Below are 14,204 nucleotides of genomic sequence, written 5' to 3' on the forward strand. Positions count from 1 at the left end.
GCATGTTCAACTGGCTGATCGTCGGCGCCGGCTTCGCCGGCAGCGTGCTGGCGGAACGCATGGCATCGCAACGACAAGAAAGCGTCCTGATCGTCGACAGACGAAATCACGTCGGCGGCAATGCGTATGACTGTTATGACGAGGCAGGGATCCTGATCCACCGCTATGGGCCGCACATATTCCACACCAACGCCCAATCGATCATCGACTACCTGTCGCAGTTCACCGAATGGCGGTCTTACGAACACCGCGTGCTGTCGCTGGTCGACGGAAAGCTGCTGCCGATACCGATCAATCTAGACACCATAAATCGCCTTTACGGCCTTAAGCTGACATCCGAGCAGTTGCAGGAGTTCTTCGCTTCCCGGCGAGAGACGGTGGAAGAAGTCCGCACAGCCGAAGACGTCGTCGTGAGCACCGTGGGCAGGGAGCTCTACGAGAAATTCTTCCGCGGCTACACCAGGAAGCAGTGGGGTGTTGACCCTTCCCAGTTGAGCAAATCAGTCACAGCGCGGGTGCCAACGCGGACCGATCGGGATGATCGCTACTTTGGCGACACTTTCCAGAAAATGCCGGCAGGCGGGTATACGCGCATGTTCCAGCGCATGCTGGATAATCCCAAGATCAAGATCATGCTGCAGACCGATTATCGCGAGATTCGTGACAAGATTCCGTTTCAGCGGATGATCTACACCGGGCCAATCGACGAATTTTTCGATTGGAAGCTGGGTCGCTTGCCCTACCGCTCGCTGCGCTTTGAGCACGTGACGCTTGATTGCGAGGAGTTTCAGCCGGTCGCTGTCGTCAACTATCCGCAGACGGAAAACTACACCCGCATCACCGAGTACAAGCATCTGACCGGACAGAAGAGTCCGAAGACCAGCCTGACCTACGAATACCCCTCGGACATCGGAGATCCCTATTACCCGGTGCCGCGGCCCGAAAACGAGGCGTTGTACAAAAGCTACGAAGCGTTGGCAGCGGCGTGCCCACAGGTCTGGTTCGTCGGACGTCTGGCGACATATCGCTATTACAATATGGATCAGGTCGTCGGACAGGCGTTGGCGACGTTCGCGCGCATTCAAAAGAGCATGCCGGCAAACGGCATCGGGCAGATGCCGACGCAGCGCGAGGCGGCGGAGTGAACGATGCGCCGGGATTAAGCTGGTCGCGGCGAGCATTAACATTTGAGATGGCGCAAAGATCAAGGGAACCTAATATGCCGTTGGAGGGGTTGTGCGTACGAGGCGTTTCACAACGCCGATAGTCGTTCAACCCGCCGGATCGATCGCGACAAGGGTTGTTGTGTCGGTAACGGACGCGGCCGAGGTTCTCTTGAAGGATAGGCCGGAGCTGGCTTCCAAGTCGAGACTCGCAACCTCGGGGCGTGCCTTGCCGTCATCCGCGGCGGAAAGTCGCCAAGGGTCGCACGCGAGGGGTTCATCGCTGCGGCCAAGGACGCCAGGATCTTTCTCGGCAGACAGATATAGGCTTACCGCGTTGCCGATGCAGTTAAAGCGCGGCGCGCTATCGACAGGGCTATACCGCGCCTGCTGGCTCGTTTTCGAAGGCCTCGAACAATCGGCGCTGGCGCTCCAACTCGTCGGCAAGCGGCTTGTGAAGAGTGCGCGAGCCGTCCGCATGAATGGTGGAGAACAAGCCTACTTCGGCGTGGCGCGAATTGTCCCAACCGGGGTAGGCCGTCACCGGGTACAGGCATATGCCCTGAATAGGTGCGCCGAGGCTCATCGCATCGCGCACTTCGTCGCAAACATAATGGAGCCAAGCCGGCCGTCCCGACCCCTCGGCGCCGGTCTCGGCAATGAACATTGGCTTCTTATAGCGCTCATCGACCTCGACCAACATTTCCGAAAGCGCCCGGTATTCGTGGTGCCCCATCGGTATCGTTGGCCCATTCAAGTACCACTGGTTGTGCGGGTAGAAGTTGAGGCCTATGACGTCGACAAGGTCCTCGCTGCCACCCAACTCCGGCTCAGCGCGCCCAACCAGCATGTCGTAAGCCTCGAACTGGCCCTGACGAGCATTTTCGGCGCGCCGCCGCTCGGCGCGAGTGCGGTCACGAGGAGCAATATGGATGAGCGGCTCAGCCCAGATGAACCTGCAACCGGGTTCGGCCTCCCGCATTGCTCTGATCCCGGCGATCGCTGCCCTGACAAGGTGGCGTTTGAACCATCCGCGCTTGTTCTGCCCGACGCGCGGGAAATAGCCGACCTCCACCGCCCACGCAAAGAACGAAATTTCGTTGATCGGACATACCAGGGGAGCCACTCCGGTGGCTAAGCGATGAACCCGAACAGCTTCCGCGGCGAAACGGACATAGGCCTCGAAAAAGCCGGGGCCACCTTGCTCGACGTGGTCTGGCGAACCATAGTGGAAGATATCCCAGATGACCTGCACCCCGGCCGCTTGGGCTGCTTCGATCACCGACATCCAGCTCGACCAGTCAAACACTCCCGGCGCTGTTTCGATCAAGTGCCAGCGCAAGCCGTCGCGGATCGTGCGAAGCCCAAGCTCGGCACAGCGGCGATAGTCGCCGGATGCATGGGTGTCATGTGAGGTCGCACGGATCAGATCAAGGCGCACCCCGTCGGCACGACGATGCGAGGAACACTCGAAACCAGCCATGAAAAAGCTGTCGATGCCACAGGGATCTGCCGCAGGCCGACGAGCCGGTTCCTCGTTCATACCGGCATCCTGTCGGCCAGGGATGGCGCAAGCACTTGCGTTCGGCGATCGCCCTTTGCCAGGTTCGGTCGCCTCTTCGATTTGGACTCGGCTGCCATCACGTCAACGTGTTGGCGTTGCCTGGCGATCACCGCCATGATCTCCTCGCGCAACACGGAGACGAGATCGGGCTGGTTGCGGCTTCGACGCTCGTAAGCCAACAGCAGTTGCAAGCGCTCGCGCGCCACGGGCGCGCTGCCGCGGCGCTTGAAGATATCGAGCAGGTTCATGCTGCCCTCCTTCCCAACAGCCGGTCGAGGAGGCCCCTCCGTTCGAAAGGCAGAATGACCGGCAGGTCCTCGCCCTCGAGTCTTCTTGCCGCGTCGATAAAGGCGCGTGCGGCGGGGTTGGTGTTTTCGCTGAGTGTAACCGGCGCGCCCACATTGGAGGCGCGCAGTAGTAAATGCGGTTGGTGCCAAAACACGGGTGCTCGACAGGCAAGCGACAGAGGAAATGGCCAAATCCGAATTCGCTCATTGCGCTGCTCAAGAAGATGCAAATTTCGGATTGGCCACCCCAGCAATACGCGACCTTACGCGGCCTGCTGCATTGCCCGTTCATTGACGCCAGTTTCGCCGAGTTGGGTGAGCGCCTCATCGGTCGCTTTTTCTTCTTCGAGAGTCTGTTCCAGAAGTGGGACTGCGTCTCTTAGGCCGAGCAAGCCCGCCCACGTCACAAGTGTGCCGTAGCGCGCGATTTCATAATGCTCGACGGCCTGGGCTGCAGCCACGAGCCCTGCGTCCAATGCTGGAGCGTCCCCGAATTCCTCCAAAATCTCCTGCCCCTCCTCGATCATGCCATCGATTGCTGGGCAGGTCTTGCCCTGCGCCCTCCTGCCGAACGCGTCGAAAACCTGCTGCAGGCGATCGATTTGACCTTCTGTCTCGTCTCGATGCTTTTCGAACGCGGCCTTCAGCTCTTCGGACTCTGCGCCCTTTGCCATTTTCTTTAAGGCGGTCAGAATCTTCCGTTCGGCGTAGTAGATGTCCTTCAGACCATCGTAGAAAAGGTCTTCCAAGCCCTTGGAACTGCCCTGTGATCTTCTCGTCGTCGCCATTCTGATCTCCTGTTGAGCTATCGATGGATGTACGGCTCTAACGAGGCCAGTGCCTTGTTGTTCCTTCACTATGGCTCGCAACTCGCTGTCCCGCGAGCGCCGGAGCAGATGCGCCGGATCGAGCCCTATTTTCCTTTTGTCGCATGGTGTGCCGCGTGTAGATGACCGCCGGGTGCTGAGCGGCATCCTGTTCGTGATCCGCAATGGTCTTCGCTGGCGAGATGTCCCTTCCGACTACGGTCCGCACAAGACTATCTACAACCGCTTCATCCGCTGGAGTCGGCTGGGTGTGTTCAACCGCATCCTGGCGGAACTGGCCGCGCAGGGCGGCGAAACGGACAATCTGATGATCGATGCCACCCATCTCAAAGCGCATCGCACTGCCGCCAGCCTCCTTAAAAAGGGGCTCTATCCCGATGTATCGGACGCAGCCGAGGCGGACTGACCACCAAGCTGCAAGTGGTCTGTGACGGCAAGGGACGTCCGCGGCTGCTGCATCTGAGCGAAGGGCAGGCCAATGATCACAAGACTGCTGCGGCAGTGATCGAGGATTTGCCCGCCGCCAAATCCCTGCTCGCCGATCGGGCCTACAGTTCAGCGGCCTTCCGCCAGGCGCTCGTCGAGCGCGGTATCACGCCATGCATCCCACCCCATGCCAAGCATCGTGTTCAGCACAGCTACGATCCTGTCCTATACCGACAACGCCACAGGATCGAGAACATGTTCGCACGCCTCAAAGACTGGCGACGCATCCACACCAGATACGACCGATGTGCTCACACCTTCTTGTCGGCGATCGCCTTCGCTGCAGCCTTCATCTTCTGGATCAATGAGTCCTGACCCTAACTGTGATTGCTGGATGTGAAGGTCAGATGGGCCTGCCTGGTCCTGTGGGTACATAGGAGAAGATCACTGACGTCCCGGCAGACCATTGACCCTTATTCGGCGGCATCAGGGCAAGGCCTTCGGCCTGAAGCCGAACACCCGGTGAAACAAACCGCTGAGCCGGAGTCCATGTTCCGACCGGGCAGCGACGGCTGTGAAAAGACCCTGGTGCCTCTGCGAAAATTGTCAGCCGACCCTTCTGATAGTGCGGGACCGGAGTTTTTTAAAGATGCGGGAACATCGATGCTGCCTCACGGGTTCGGCGCAAGAAACTCCATAGTCCGAAGGAAAGCGGCCGGGGTTGGCTCCGGAATGAAGGAAGCAGCCGTTCTCAGCACCCGTTTGCGCGACGTCAGTTCGGCCGAGGGCGTTGCCGGCGGCGCTGCAGACGGGCATCCACAGGAGATGAAGCATGCGGGCTCTCGTTTGGCATGGAAAAGAAGATATACGTTGCGACGAGGTTACCGATCCCGAAATCGAGGATCCGCGCGACGCCATTGTCAAGGTGACCAGCTGCGCGATCTGCGGCTCGGATCTGCACCTCTATCACAACTTCATCCCGGCGATGCTGCCTGGCGACATCATGGGCCACGAGATGATGGGAGAGGTGGTGGAAGTTGGATCCGGCGTAAACGGCGCCCTCAAGAACGGAGATCGCATCGTTGTTCCCTTCACAATCATTTGCGGTGAATGCGAGCAGTGCAAGCGCAAGAATTTCTCGGTTTGCGAACGCACCAACCGCAACAAGAATATCGCCGACAAAGCATTCGGGCACACCACGGCCGGGCTGTTTGGCTATACCCATCTCACCGGCGGTTACCCGGGCGGACAAGCCGAATATGTTCGCGTGCCGTTTGCCGACGCCACGCATATCAAGGTTCCGGACGGCCTCTCCGATGAGCAGGTCCTCTTCCTCGGCGACATCTTTCCAACCGGCTGGCAGGCTGCTGTTCAGTGCGACATCGAGCCGTCCGACACGGTCGCGATCTGGGGCTGTGGCCCGGTGGGGCAGATGGCCATACGCAGCGCGGTCCTCATCGGGGCCGCGCAGGTTGTGGCGATCGACTGCCTGCCGGAACGCCTTTCCATGGCCGCGGCAGCCGGCGCCATCACAATCAACTTCAAGGACGCGAGGGTTATCGAGACGCTGAATGAGCTTACAGGTGGCAAAGGGCCCGATAAATGCATCGATGCCATCGGGATGGAAAGCCATGTGTCACTTGGGCAACCAGACACTCTCTACGACCGCGCGAAACAGATGATGCTGATGGAAAACGATCGCCCACACGTGCTGCGGGAGATGATCTATGTCTGCAGGCCAGCCGGCGTCATCTCAATCCCGGGCGTGTATAGCGGGTTCGTCGACAAGCTCCCGATGGGCCAAGCCATGAACAAGGGCCTGACTTTCAGGATGGGCCAGACGCATGTGAATCGCTGGGCCGACGACCTGCTGCGCCGCATCGAAGAAGGTCAGATCGACCCCTCCTTCGTCATCACCCACACGGTCGGGATCGAACGAGGACCCGAGATGTACAGGGTATTCCGCGACAAGCAGGATAGCTGCGTCAAAGTCGTACTGAAGCCCTAGGAGAGCCATCAACATGCTTACCAAATTCGGGAATCTCAGCAGATCGCCAAGCGACCCCAAGGTCGTAAAGTCTGGCCCGACTGCGCTGGCAGCCTCCGATATGCTTACCCGCAGACTGGGCTGGTTCAGCATAGCGCTAGGTGTCGCCGAGCTTGTGGCCTCCGAGCGGATCGCCCGCGCACTCGGCATGCGCGGCAAGGAGAGCATCATCCGTGCCTACGGGGCGCGGGAGGTCAGCAGCGGCATTCTCTCCTTGTCGGTAGACAAACAGGCAGGGCTTTGGAGCCGTTTGGGCGGTGACGCGCTCGACATAGCAACACTCTTGCCGGCGTTCCGGCGCAGCAATCCAAAGCGTGACAATGTCGGCCTTGCTCTGGTCCTCGTCGCCAGTGTGACGCTCGTCGATTGGTTGAGCGCCCAAAAGGTAAGCGCCCGCCACGCTCGCGGCCGCGCGCAACCGCGGGATTTTAGCAACCGCAGCGGCTTCCCACGCGGAGTGGCCGCCGTGCGGGGCCTTGCGCGGACAGAGAGGTCGACATCTGCCGGCCAGAACCGACGTGATGATTGACCGGCACTACCCCTGTCCTCCTTCTCTGCCGTCGCCCCTGTCCGAAATGGCCGTGGGTCAACAGGATGGCAGCCGGTCGGGCGCCACTGCCAAAAGGTCTCTCGGCGACATCGATGATGTTTTCCGGACATTTGGCACCGCGGCATCGATCAGCACCAATTGTGATCGCGGCCACAGGCACACCGAAGTACACGACATTGACGTCGCAAGCCGCAGATTGGCGAGTTCAGGCGTGATGCTGTGTAGCAACGCGGCGATGTCCTTGCGAAACTGCTCCATACGGTTTCCTCGGGCAAACTCTGACAGCTGGATAGGGCGTATATCCTGAAGCTATGGCCCGCTCTTGGAATCATCGACCTCCAGCGCATCCATGACAGGTCCCAGATCGCTCTGTTCGGCGCGGACGGTATGCACACTTGGCACGGAATTCTTCAGCGCTTGCCCGATCGCATCTTCGGTATTTCCGAGCTCGTCCTCACGTACCTCGCGACCATAGCCGGCCGCTTCGGCATCCTGCTCGAACTGCTGCGCGAGCACGGCGACACTCACTTCCTCTTCACCGGGAAGGGTGCTGACATTCTCCTGTAGCCAGGCTTCAAAAAACTCTTTGGTCGCGCTCATGCGATAGCTCCTTCGCCAAACTAAGCGCGGCGGCGAGCCGCAGTTCCGCTATCGCGTCACTTTTCCAATCAGCAGGGGGATTGATCTTTCCGCGACCCGACGCGCTTCTCGCCCCGTCGAGTTCCGGGCGACGGCAGCCACGAACTTTCAGGGGCTGCGTTGGAAATGGGCGGCGTTATTTATTCTTTTGCGACTCCGGTCCAAGCGAAGCTTTCCCTGCCAGATCCGCGTGCAACGTGCGAGCCATGTCGAGATGTTCCAGCACCGTCGGCAGCTTGTCGGAGGCGAACTGCTGAAGCTCTGCATCCTCGCCGGAGCCAATCTCCCAGACCAGAAGCTGCGCCGCCTTCTGGTGGTCGACGATCTGCGCGGCCAGATAATCCAGCTCGAATGCAGCGCCGTCCAGTTTTTCGAGATCGGCGCGGATTTTCTTATGATCGGGGTCGAGCTCTTCGGGAAGCGGAATCTCGCTCTTGTCCGCGATGGATTTCAGCTGTTTATTTGCCTTGTCGTGGTCTTCGACCATTCGATTTGCAAATTCCCTCACCCCATCATGGCTTGTCTTTCCAGCCGCGAGCCGACCCAGCTCCACCTCGGCCCTGCCGCCAGCCGTGACCAGCTGGGCGAAAAGCCGATCCTGATAATTCGTCTGGTTCGGCGCTGGAACTCCAGGCTTCTCCATCCTCGTGTCGGGAGCAAGGCCGGCCGGATTGCCGATCTGCGCCAACGCACAACAAGGCGACAGCGCCAGGGCGAAGGTGATTGCGGCAGCACGCATGATGTCCTCCATTCTGCGCCGAAGGCGGGCCCCCCGGCAGCGGCTTTTTCGCTCGCTCAGAGAGTGAGCAGGTAAGCCACGAGTGAATCCTTTTCCGGCTGGTCAAGCTTCGTTCCGAGCACCAAGTTGAAGAACTCAACCGTATCGCCAAGCGTCATCAGGCGGCCGTCATGCAGATAGGGCGGAGAATCCTTGATCCCGCGCAGTGTGAAGGTCTTGATCGGCCCATCCGGTATGGCGACCTGGTCGTTGAAGGTCTTACCGATCTTGTAGAACCGCTCGAGCTTCAGGTCGTGCATGTTGTTGTCCATGAATGACAACCCTGGAACATGACACTCGGCGCAGCGGCCCTTGCCCATGAACACCTGCTCGCCCTTGAGCTCCTGCGCACTTGCGGTGGCCGGGTCAAGCCGCCCGAACGGGTCGAGCTTCGGCGCCGGCGGAAAATCGATGATGTTCTGCATCTGCGCCATCATCGCCACCTGGTTCGTGCGGTCCGGCAGATTCACCCCTTTGCGGGTGGCGCTCACGTGATCGCCGTTGAAGTAGGCGGTACGCTGCTCGAATTCCGTGAAGTCCTCGACTGAGCGCAGCGAGCGTTTGGAGCCATGAATCTGCTGATTGAACAGGCCGCGCAGGCTGGTTGTGTCGAGCCGAAAGCGCTCGGCTTGCGGCCGGACGTCCGGCGTCAGGTGAAAGGCTGCGTTGGTATGGAAATTCGCGTGGCAGTCGAGGCATGCCACACCCATGCTTTGCATCGCGACCTTTCTATCCTCGGTCTGATTGAATTCCTCCTGTGGGAAGGGCGTCAGCAGCAGACGCAGTCCTTCCATCTGTACGGGTGTGATGATGCCGTTCATATATTCGTAGAAGTTGCGGATCGTCAGCAGATCCCCGCGCGACACATCCCCCAGTTCGGGGTGGGTGCTGAGGAATATCGGAGGTGGGAATTCCGGCGTAAGATAATCGGGCAGGTCGAAATCGACGTCGAAGCGCCGCAGATCGCGCCCTTCATCGGCGCCGATCTCTCTGATCTGGTTTTCCGGAAAGACCTGGCCTCCGGTCGCCTGCTTGACGTGCGGCAGCGGCAGGAAGCCGTTCGGCAACAAACCGCGGTCGCGGATTTCTTGGGGAGTTTTGGCGGCCAGGCTGTCCCAGGTCTCACCTGCCGGGAGTTTGACCCTGCCGCCCTCCTGCACCAGTTTCCGGCCGCCCGACATCATGACGCCCCGCATCGGCCGGTCCGCCAGGTTGTAACGGCTCTCGAGCAACTTGCGCTGCCGCTCGATCACGGCGGGTTTTTGCGCTTGGTCATTCTCCTTCACCGCAGAAAAGGGCAGGCTTGGCAATGGACGATAGGTCAGATCCGGCGGCAGCGGGTCCGAAGCAACGTTAAGCGTGAACGCCGCAGCACCAAGAAAGACCGGTAAACCGAAGTTGAAGACACGTGACATATCCCCTCCCGACAAGAAAGTCTAAGCGCCTGTGGCGTGGACTTGGTCCAACTCCTGGGCCCAATCTTTGTTCCCAGGCTTCGAAAAAGCCGGATCGGGGCCAAGCGTCTGGTGTGTTTGGCTACGTCTCCATACTGGCGCCCGCCCACTTCGATGGTCACGAATACCAATCCTGCCGCGCCGGCCCTCGCTCTTAAGAGGAATAGCAGCCGTGCCGGGGATGGCGAATGGATCGCCGTCCTCTCCACTCGACTGTGCCCGCATGACAGAAGCCGCGAAAGCGAGGCGGGAGCAGAAATAGGAGCGTAGCCGTCCCTGCGCTCAAACGCGAACGCTTCATCCGTGGCGCTTTGCGCGGACCCACCGGTCGAAAAAGAGCGGTTGGTACGCTCTGCGGCTGCTACCCATCGGGCAGTGACGTACTCTCGGGCCGTGTTCCTCGGAACGGAATTACCCAGTGAGCATTGCTCCGGGTAGCAGGAGGTGCCCATGCCCAGATTTCGCTTCGAGAATACTGAATTCGGACAGACGAACGCCTTCGAGATCGAACTCGCCAGCGTCGAAGCAGCCAACCAAAAAGCCATTGAAAGAGTGCGAACTGCGCTGGTCGCGGGCCTTCCGGACGCCGTCGATCAATCCGGGTCCACGACTAAGGTCTACGATGAAGCTGGCTATCTGATCGCGACGGTCAATTTCGCTGACGTAATGAGGGAATATCCGGAACTTCAGCCGAGACGAGATGAACCGCCTGCCGAGGAGCCTGATGTCATGCGGTCCGGTTGATATCGCCCATCAGCGAACTCCATGGATGCCTTAGAAGCAGAGACAAAGAGGTTCGCCACCTTGCGGTGGGAGTGAGCCAGAGGCTTGGAGGGATCATGGGTAGAGCGGCGACTCGTTGGGACGACGATACTCCGGCTCAAGCAAAAGCCGGCCGGCGTGAGCCTGCGGCCGAGTTTGTCCGGGTGGTCAGCAACCAATAAGATGGACGAGGCAAGACCGTCGAACTTCCCGACGTTGGAGCTACCCCATTACCCGGCAGCACGCGGCGCATGCTCGATGACCTTGGTGACAGCGGCTACCGTGTCGCTGCGGTGGAAAGGCGTGCCGCGTGGCTTTTTTGCCATCCTATCGGTCTGCAAGATGTTGCCGGAGAGGTTACACCGCCAAGCTCGAATAGCGCTCCACGGAACAATCGACCCGCAGCCCTGTTGGGCAAGATTGCCTCAGGAGGCTGTTGTGCGGCGGATGATTTTGGGAGCTCTGGCCGGCCTAGCGGCAACGATGGCGATGACCGGCGCCATGCGACAGCTCCAGACGTTGCTGAACGAGACGAGCCGCTACCCGTTGCCGCCCCGCGAAATTGTCGATCACCTGGACATGCACGGCGATGAACGGCAGGCGCGAACGAATACTCTGTTGGCACACTTTGGGTTCGGCGCCATCACAGGTGCTATTTTCGCACTTTTGCCACGGCGTCGCGGCAGCGGGACGCTTTATGGCCTCGGAGTGTGGGCCGCGAGCTATCTGGGCTGGATTCCTGCAGCGCGAATTCTTGCTCCCGCATGGCGTCATCCTGCACAGCGAAATCTGCTTATGATCGCCGTGCATATGGTCTGGGGTACCGCGCTCGCAAAATCTCTCAACGAGTTGGAAGCCGCCGAATCCGAAGCGTTCGGCAGACCTTCGGATGCCAAAGTTTCAGCCTTGGAAAGGCGCGAGAGAGGGCCGGGCCGATGAAGCCAATCCCATTTTGGCTCGATCGAGAGCGTGAGGTTTCATTTGGTGCCTTGCAGAGCAATCATGACTTCGAAGTCGCGATCGTCGGCGCAGGCATTGCGGGACTGCAGGCGGCCTTTCTCTGCTGCGTAGCTTCGGGTCTGAGGGTCGCGGTTCTTGAGGCGCGCCAGATCGGCCTGCAGGCCTGCGGCCGCTCTACCGCCAAGGTCACATCCCAGCATGGCTTCGAATACGCTTCCCTCATTCGCAATTTCTGCCAGGAAGGCGCGAAGCTGTACGCGGCCGCGAATGAAAAGGCGAAAGAGAAAATCGCAGCGCTTTGCTCGGCCATGGCGGATAGGGCGAACCTGGAAGCGAAACCTGCCTTTGTCCACGCTGAAGACAAACAACAGGCGGAGAAGTTCCGCCGTAAGGCCGACGCCGGCGCGTCTCTTGGATCGCGCCGAATTCTTGTCCGATGCGGACCTGCCCGGGGGCCCACCGGAGCACTCCGCTTTTCGGGCCAGTACCAGTTCGACCCGTATCTTGATCTTTGCGGGTTGGCCCGCCTCGTGAGCGACAGCACCAAGCACGCATAGGGTGCCCGGCGATTTGGAGAACATATGCAACGATGGTCATCGCCGGCGATGCCCCGTCTGACGCAACCGGTGAGGCTTGCCGCGCGCTGTCTTGCGGTCCCGGCCTGTCTCGTTGAAAGGCAGTGTGGACGAGCAAAAGCCCGCCAACATAAAGCTGGCGGCTGGCTGTTATGTCTGTTCCGCAGCCAAAACCAACGAGGAACAATATCTTCTTTTGAAAGTTCTGGAAGATCATCAAGGAGATAGTGAAATGTCAGAATCACGTGAATGGCTTGTCCAGTGGCTCAGGGATGCTCACGCCATGGAGGAGCAGGCCGAGACTATGCTGAGTGGGCAGTTGAACCGTATTGAGAACTATCCTGAATTGAGCGACCGAATCCGGCAGCATCTCGATGAGACCAGGCAGCAGGCGGCTCGGCTTAAAACCTGTCTCGACCGCATCGGGCAAGGGTCCTCGACGTTGAAGGATGCCGGCGGCAAGCTGACCGCGATGGCGCAGTCGCTGAGCGGTGTCTTCGCTGGCGACGAGGTGATGAAAGGATCACTTGCGAGCTACACGTTCGAGCACATGGAAATCGCCTCCTACACGATCCTTATCGCCGCTGCTAAATCGGTCGGTGAAACGGAGGTCGCGCAGGTTTGCGAGCAGAACCTGCAAGAGGAAGTCGCGATGGCGGACTGGCTGAAAAGCCATATTCCCTCGACAACCGAGCAGTTCCTGGCGCGGGCCGAGACGGAGAGCGAGAGTGCCAAGCGTTAATCAGTCGCCGAGGTTTGCTTCGTGCAAGTAAACAGCGCGCGAGCGACTGCCGCAGTGTGCCGACGGCGGAAGTCGCCGAGAACTTTCAAGAGCATCGTCAGAGGCTTGGGGTTTTCCACTATTTTGATCGGCTCGTGCCCGAATCTTCTGCCCAACGTCGCCGAGACTCAAGTATCAGATTTTGCTTATGGAGCGTCGGCACGCCATCCGAAGGATCAAGGACGGGCTTTGGGAGGTCTACGACATAGACGATGAAAAGGTCGTCTTCGTGGACGGCGTAGCTCTGACCAATTTGCGGGACGAAGAGGCACTCGAGGCATTGGAGTTGCTAATGGATGGATTTCTTGTTCCGAGCAGGTCTCCAAGGCTCGGTTGATGGTTTCCAGGGACATGTTCGCGCACACTTCAGACGAAGCGCCCCAAGCCTGTCATTGTGGGTTCCATCAGAACCGCCCGGCACGAGGTTCCAGCGCCGGTTGCCCTGCGGCGGGACGTTGGGGTTGGCACCAAGCAGGCGGGAAGGATGACCGCCACTACGCACCGTTTTACGCGGCAAATCTTGGCTCGGGAACTCCCGTCACGCCGAGGCCGGTGATGGCAAAAAGGCTGCCGCGTAAAACTCCGTCGCCCGGAAAGCGCGGCAGCGGCGGTTTGGCCATCGATGTAACGTACAGGATGTCGAGCTTTGGCCCGCCGAACATGACGCTGGTGATCTTCTTGACGGGCATGTCGATAACACGGTCGACGCTGCCGTCAGGCGCGTAGCGGACCAGCCTGCCATCATAGACCAGCGCGTTCCAAAGGAATCCTTCGGCATCGACAGTCGAGCCGTCGGCCGCCCCTCCCCGGCTGGTATCGACACGCGTGAAAGTGCGCCGGTTGGCGGCGGCACCGGTTGCGATGTCGTAGTCGTATGCCCAGATCTCACCGGTCCAGGTGTCGGCGAAATAGAAAGTGCGATCGTCGGGGCTCCAGCAGGGACCGTTGGAGCAGATGATGCCGGAATCTATTCGGGTCACCGAGAAATCCGGATCGAGCCGGTAGAGCCCGCCGGAGGGTCCCTCTTCCATGGTGTCCATTGAGCCGGCGAAGAAGCGGCCTCGCCGATCGACCTTGCCGTCATTGAGCCGGTTCATCGGCCTGTCCGGCTCTGGATCGTGGATCAGCGTCACCTCGCCGGTGGCGAAATCCAGCAGATGGAAGCCGCGCTGCAGCGACACCACCGCGCCACCGCCGTCCTTGCGCAATGCCATCGAACCGATCTTCATCGGCACGTCCCAGCAACGGATCTCGCGGCCGTCGGCGGTCGCCCGAAACACGCGCCCGTCGAAACTGTCGATCCAGTAGAGGCGCTCCTGTTCAACGTCCCACAGCGGTCCCTCGCCCAGCGTGGTCTTCACGTCCACCACGACCTCGATCTTCATTCCGTC

The 14,204-nt window shown here is 60.0% G+C and carries 15 protein-coding genes and 2 pseudogenes; 9 read left to right on the forward strand and 8 right to left on the reverse strand.

Annotation, left to right across the window (positions count from 1 at the left end):
• The first annotated feature begins 2 nt into the window (after window positions 1–2).
• The gene (glf, locus tag NKH83_RS18470; protein ID WP_352806403.1) at window positions 3–1,145 is read left to right on the forward strand and encodes a UDP-galactopyranose mutase; all 1,143 of its coding nucleotides are present in this window, start codon (window positions 3–5) and stop codon (window positions 1,143–1,145) included.
• A gap of 255 nt (window positions 1,146–1,400) precedes the next feature.
• Complete coding sequence (locus NKH83_RS18475; protein WP_352806615.1) at window positions 1,401–1,490, forward strand: hypothetical protein; 90 nt, start codon at window positions 1,401–1,403, stop codon at window positions 1,488–1,490.
• Window positions 1,491–1,539: 49 nt separating this feature from the next.
• Here the strand turns inward: NKH83_RS18475 and NKH83_RS18480 are convergent, their stop codons facing one another.
• From NKH83_RS18480 to NKH83_RS18495, 4 genes and pseudogenes are all read right to left on the reverse strand, one after another.
• Window positions 1,540–2,706 (reverse strand): beta-glucosidase, encoded by a 1,167-nt coding sequence (locus tag NKH83_RS18480; RefSeq protein ID WP_352806406.1) that lies wholly within the window; start codon window positions 2,704–2,706, stop codon window positions 1,540–1,542.
• The gene (gene minE / locus NKH83_RS18485; RefSeq protein ID WP_352806409.1) at window positions 2,703–2,975 is read right to left on the reverse strand and encodes a cell division topological specificity factor MinE; all 273 of its coding nucleotides are present in this window, start codon (window positions 2,973–2,975) and stop codon (window positions 2,703–2,705) included. The genes NKH83_RS18480 and minE overlap by 4 nt, the downstream gene beginning before the upstream one ends.
• A pseudogene (locus NKH83_RS18490) lies at window positions 2,972–3,145 on the reverse strand (septum site-determining protein MinD); the annotation flags it as partial. The gene minE and the pseudogene NKH83_RS18490, both read right to left, overlap by 4 nt.
• Before the next feature lie 132 nt (window positions 3,146–3,277).
• Window positions 3,278–3,802: a YciE/YciF ferroxidase family protein gene (locus NKH83_RS18495; protein WP_352806412.1), complete on the reverse strand. Its 525-nt coding sequence runs from the start codon at window positions 3,800–3,802 to the stop codon at window positions 3,278–3,280.
• 108 nt (window positions 3,803–3,910) lie between these two features.
• On the opposite strand from NKH83_RS18495, the pseudogene NKH83_RS18500 reads away from it, so the two are divergent.
• The 3 genes and pseudogenes from NKH83_RS18500 (at window position 3,911) to NKH83_RS18510 (ending at window position 6,843) form a co-directional block, all read left to right on the forward strand.
• Window positions 3,911–4,642 (forward strand): annotated as a pseudogene (locus NKH83_RS18500) (IS5 family transposase).
• A gap of 457 nt (window positions 4,643–5,099) precedes the next feature.
• Window positions 5,100–6,275: a zinc-dependent alcohol dehydrogenase gene (locus NKH83_RS18505; protein WP_352806414.1), complete on the forward strand. Its 1,176-nt coding sequence runs from the start codon at window positions 5,100–5,102 to the stop codon at window positions 6,273–6,275.
• 13 nt (window positions 6,276–6,288) lie between these two features.
• Window positions 6,289–6,843 carry a hypothetical protein gene (locus tag NKH83_RS18510; RefSeq protein WP_352806418.1) on the forward strand — a complete coding sequence of 185 codons (555 nt, stop codon included), beginning with the start codon at window positions 6,289–6,291 and terminating at the stop codon, window positions 6,841–6,843.
• 330 nt (window positions 6,844–7,173) lie between these two features.
• On the opposite strand, the gene NKH83_RS18515 is transcribed toward NKH83_RS18510, so the two are convergent.
• From NKH83_RS18515 to NKH83_RS18525, 3 genes are all read right to left on the reverse strand, one after another.
• On the reverse strand, window positions 7,174–7,464 hold the full coding sequence (locus tag NKH83_RS18515) for a hypothetical protein (protein ID WP_352806420.1): 291 nt from the start codon (window positions 7,462–7,464) through the stop codon (window positions 7,174–7,176).
• A 175-nt stretch (window positions 7,465–7,639) separates the two neighbouring features.
• Window positions 7,640–8,254 carry a DUF4142 domain-containing protein gene (locus NKH83_RS18520; RefSeq protein WP_352806423.1) on the reverse strand — a complete coding sequence of 205 codons (615 nt, stop codon included), beginning with the start codon at window positions 8,252–8,254 and terminating at the stop codon, window positions 7,640–7,642.
• 44 nt (window positions 8,255–8,298) lie between these two features.
• Window positions 8,299–9,696, reverse strand: coding sequence for a cytochrome B6 (locus tag NKH83_RS18525; protein ID WP_352806425.1), 1,398 nt, complete (start codon window positions 9,694–9,696; stop codon window positions 8,299–8,301).
• A 489-nt stretch (window positions 9,697–10,185) separates the two neighbouring features.
• On the opposite strand from NKH83_RS18525, the gene NKH83_RS18530 reads away from it, so the two are divergent.
• The 4 genes from NKH83_RS18530 (at window position 10,186) to NKH83_RS18545 (ending at window position 12,774) form a co-directional block, all read left to right on the forward strand.
• Window positions 10,186–10,479, forward strand: a complete 294-nt coding sequence (locus NKH83_RS18530; protein WP_352806428.1) for a DUF6894 family protein — start codon at window positions 10,186–10,188, stop codon at window positions 10,477–10,479.
• A gap of 276 nt (window positions 10,480–10,755) precedes the next feature.
• Window positions 10,756–11,436: a hypothetical protein gene (locus NKH83_RS18535; protein WP_352806431.1), complete on the forward strand. Its 681-nt coding sequence runs from the start codon at window positions 10,756–10,758 to the stop codon at window positions 11,434–11,436.
• Window positions 11,433–12,014 (forward strand): FAD-dependent oxidoreductase, encoded by a 582-nt coding sequence (locus tag NKH83_RS18540; RefSeq protein WP_352806434.1) that lies wholly within the window; start codon window positions 11,433–11,435, stop codon window positions 12,012–12,014. The genes NKH83_RS18535 and NKH83_RS18540 overlap by 4 nt, the downstream gene beginning before the upstream one ends.
• 250 nt (window positions 12,015–12,264) lie before the next feature.
• On the forward strand, window positions 12,265–12,774 hold the full coding sequence (locus tag NKH83_RS18545) for a ferritin-like domain-containing protein (RefSeq protein ID WP_352806619.1): 510 nt from the start codon (window positions 12,265–12,267) through the stop codon (window positions 12,772–12,774).
• Window positions 12,775–13,319: 545 nt separating this feature from the next.
• Here the strand turns inward: NKH83_RS18545 and NKH83_RS18550 are convergent.
• Window positions 13,320–14,198: an SMP-30/gluconolactonase/LRE family protein gene (locus tag NKH83_RS18550; RefSeq protein ID WP_352806437.1), complete on the reverse strand. Its 879-nt coding sequence runs from the start codon at window positions 14,196–14,198 to the stop codon at window positions 13,320–13,322.
• Between the last annotated feature and the right edge of the window lie 6 nt (window positions 14,199–14,204).

Origin of the sequence: Mesorhizobium sp. M0909, from assembly GCF_040319515.1 — a bacterium.
Classification (GTDB): domain Bacteria; phylum Pseudomonadota; class Alphaproteobacteria; order Rhizobiales; family Rhizobiaceae; genus Mesorhizobium.

Bases quoted from the DNA above. Each gene is read 5' to 3' on its own strand.
- glf (WP_352806403.1), top strand. From the start codon at position 3: ATGTTCAACTGGCTGATCGTCGGCGCCGGCTTCGCCGGCAGCGTGCTG.
- NKH83_RS18480 (WP_352806406.1), bottom strand. From the start codon at position 2,706: ATGAACGAGGAACCGGCTCGTCGGCCTGCGGCAGATCCCTGTGGCATC.
- minE (WP_352806409.1), bottom strand. From the start codon at position 2,975: ATGAACCTGCTCGATATCTTCAAGCGCCGCGGCAGCGCGCCCGTGGCG.
- NKH83_RS18495 (WP_352806412.1), bottom strand. From the start codon at position 3,802: ATGGCGACGACGAGAAGATCACAGGGCAGTTCCAAGGGCTTGGAAGAC.
- NKH83_RS18505 (WP_352806414.1), top strand. From the start codon at position 5,100: ATGCGGGCTCTCGTTTGGCATGGAAAAGAAGATATACGTTGCGACGAG.
- NKH83_RS18510 (WP_352806418.1), top strand. From the start codon at position 6,289: ATGCTTACCAAATTCGGGAATCTCAGCAGATCGCCAAGCGACCCCAAG.
- NKH83_RS18515 (WP_352806420.1), bottom strand. From the start codon at position 7,464: ATGAGCGCGACCAAAGAGTTTTTTGAAGCCTGGCTACAGGAGAATGTC.
- NKH83_RS18520 (WP_352806423.1), bottom strand. From the start codon at position 8,254: ATGGAGGACATCATGCGTGCTGCCGCAATCACCTTCGCCCTGGCGCTG.
- NKH83_RS18525 (WP_352806425.1), bottom strand. From the start codon at position 9,696: ATGTCACGTGTCTTCAACTTCGGTTTACCGGTCTTTCTTGGTGCTGCG.
- NKH83_RS18530 (WP_352806428.1), top strand. From the start codon at position 10,186: ATGCCCAGATTTCGCTTCGAGAATACTGAATTCGGACAGACGAACGCC.
- NKH83_RS18535 (WP_352806431.1), top strand. From the start codon at position 10,756: ATGACCTTGGTGACAGCGGCTACCGTGTCGCTGCGGTGGAAAGGCGTG.
- NKH83_RS18540 (WP_352806434.1), top strand. From the start codon at position 11,433: ATGAAGCCAATCCCATTTTGGCTCGATCGAGAGCGTGAGGTTTCATTT.
- NKH83_RS18545 (WP_352806619.1), top strand. From the start codon at position 12,265: ATGTCAGAATCACGTGAATGGCTTGTCCAGTGGCTCAGGGATGCTCAC.
- NKH83_RS18550 (WP_352806437.1), bottom strand. From the start codon at position 14,198: ATGAAGATCGAGGTCGTGGTGGACGTGAAGACCACGCTGGGCGAGGGA.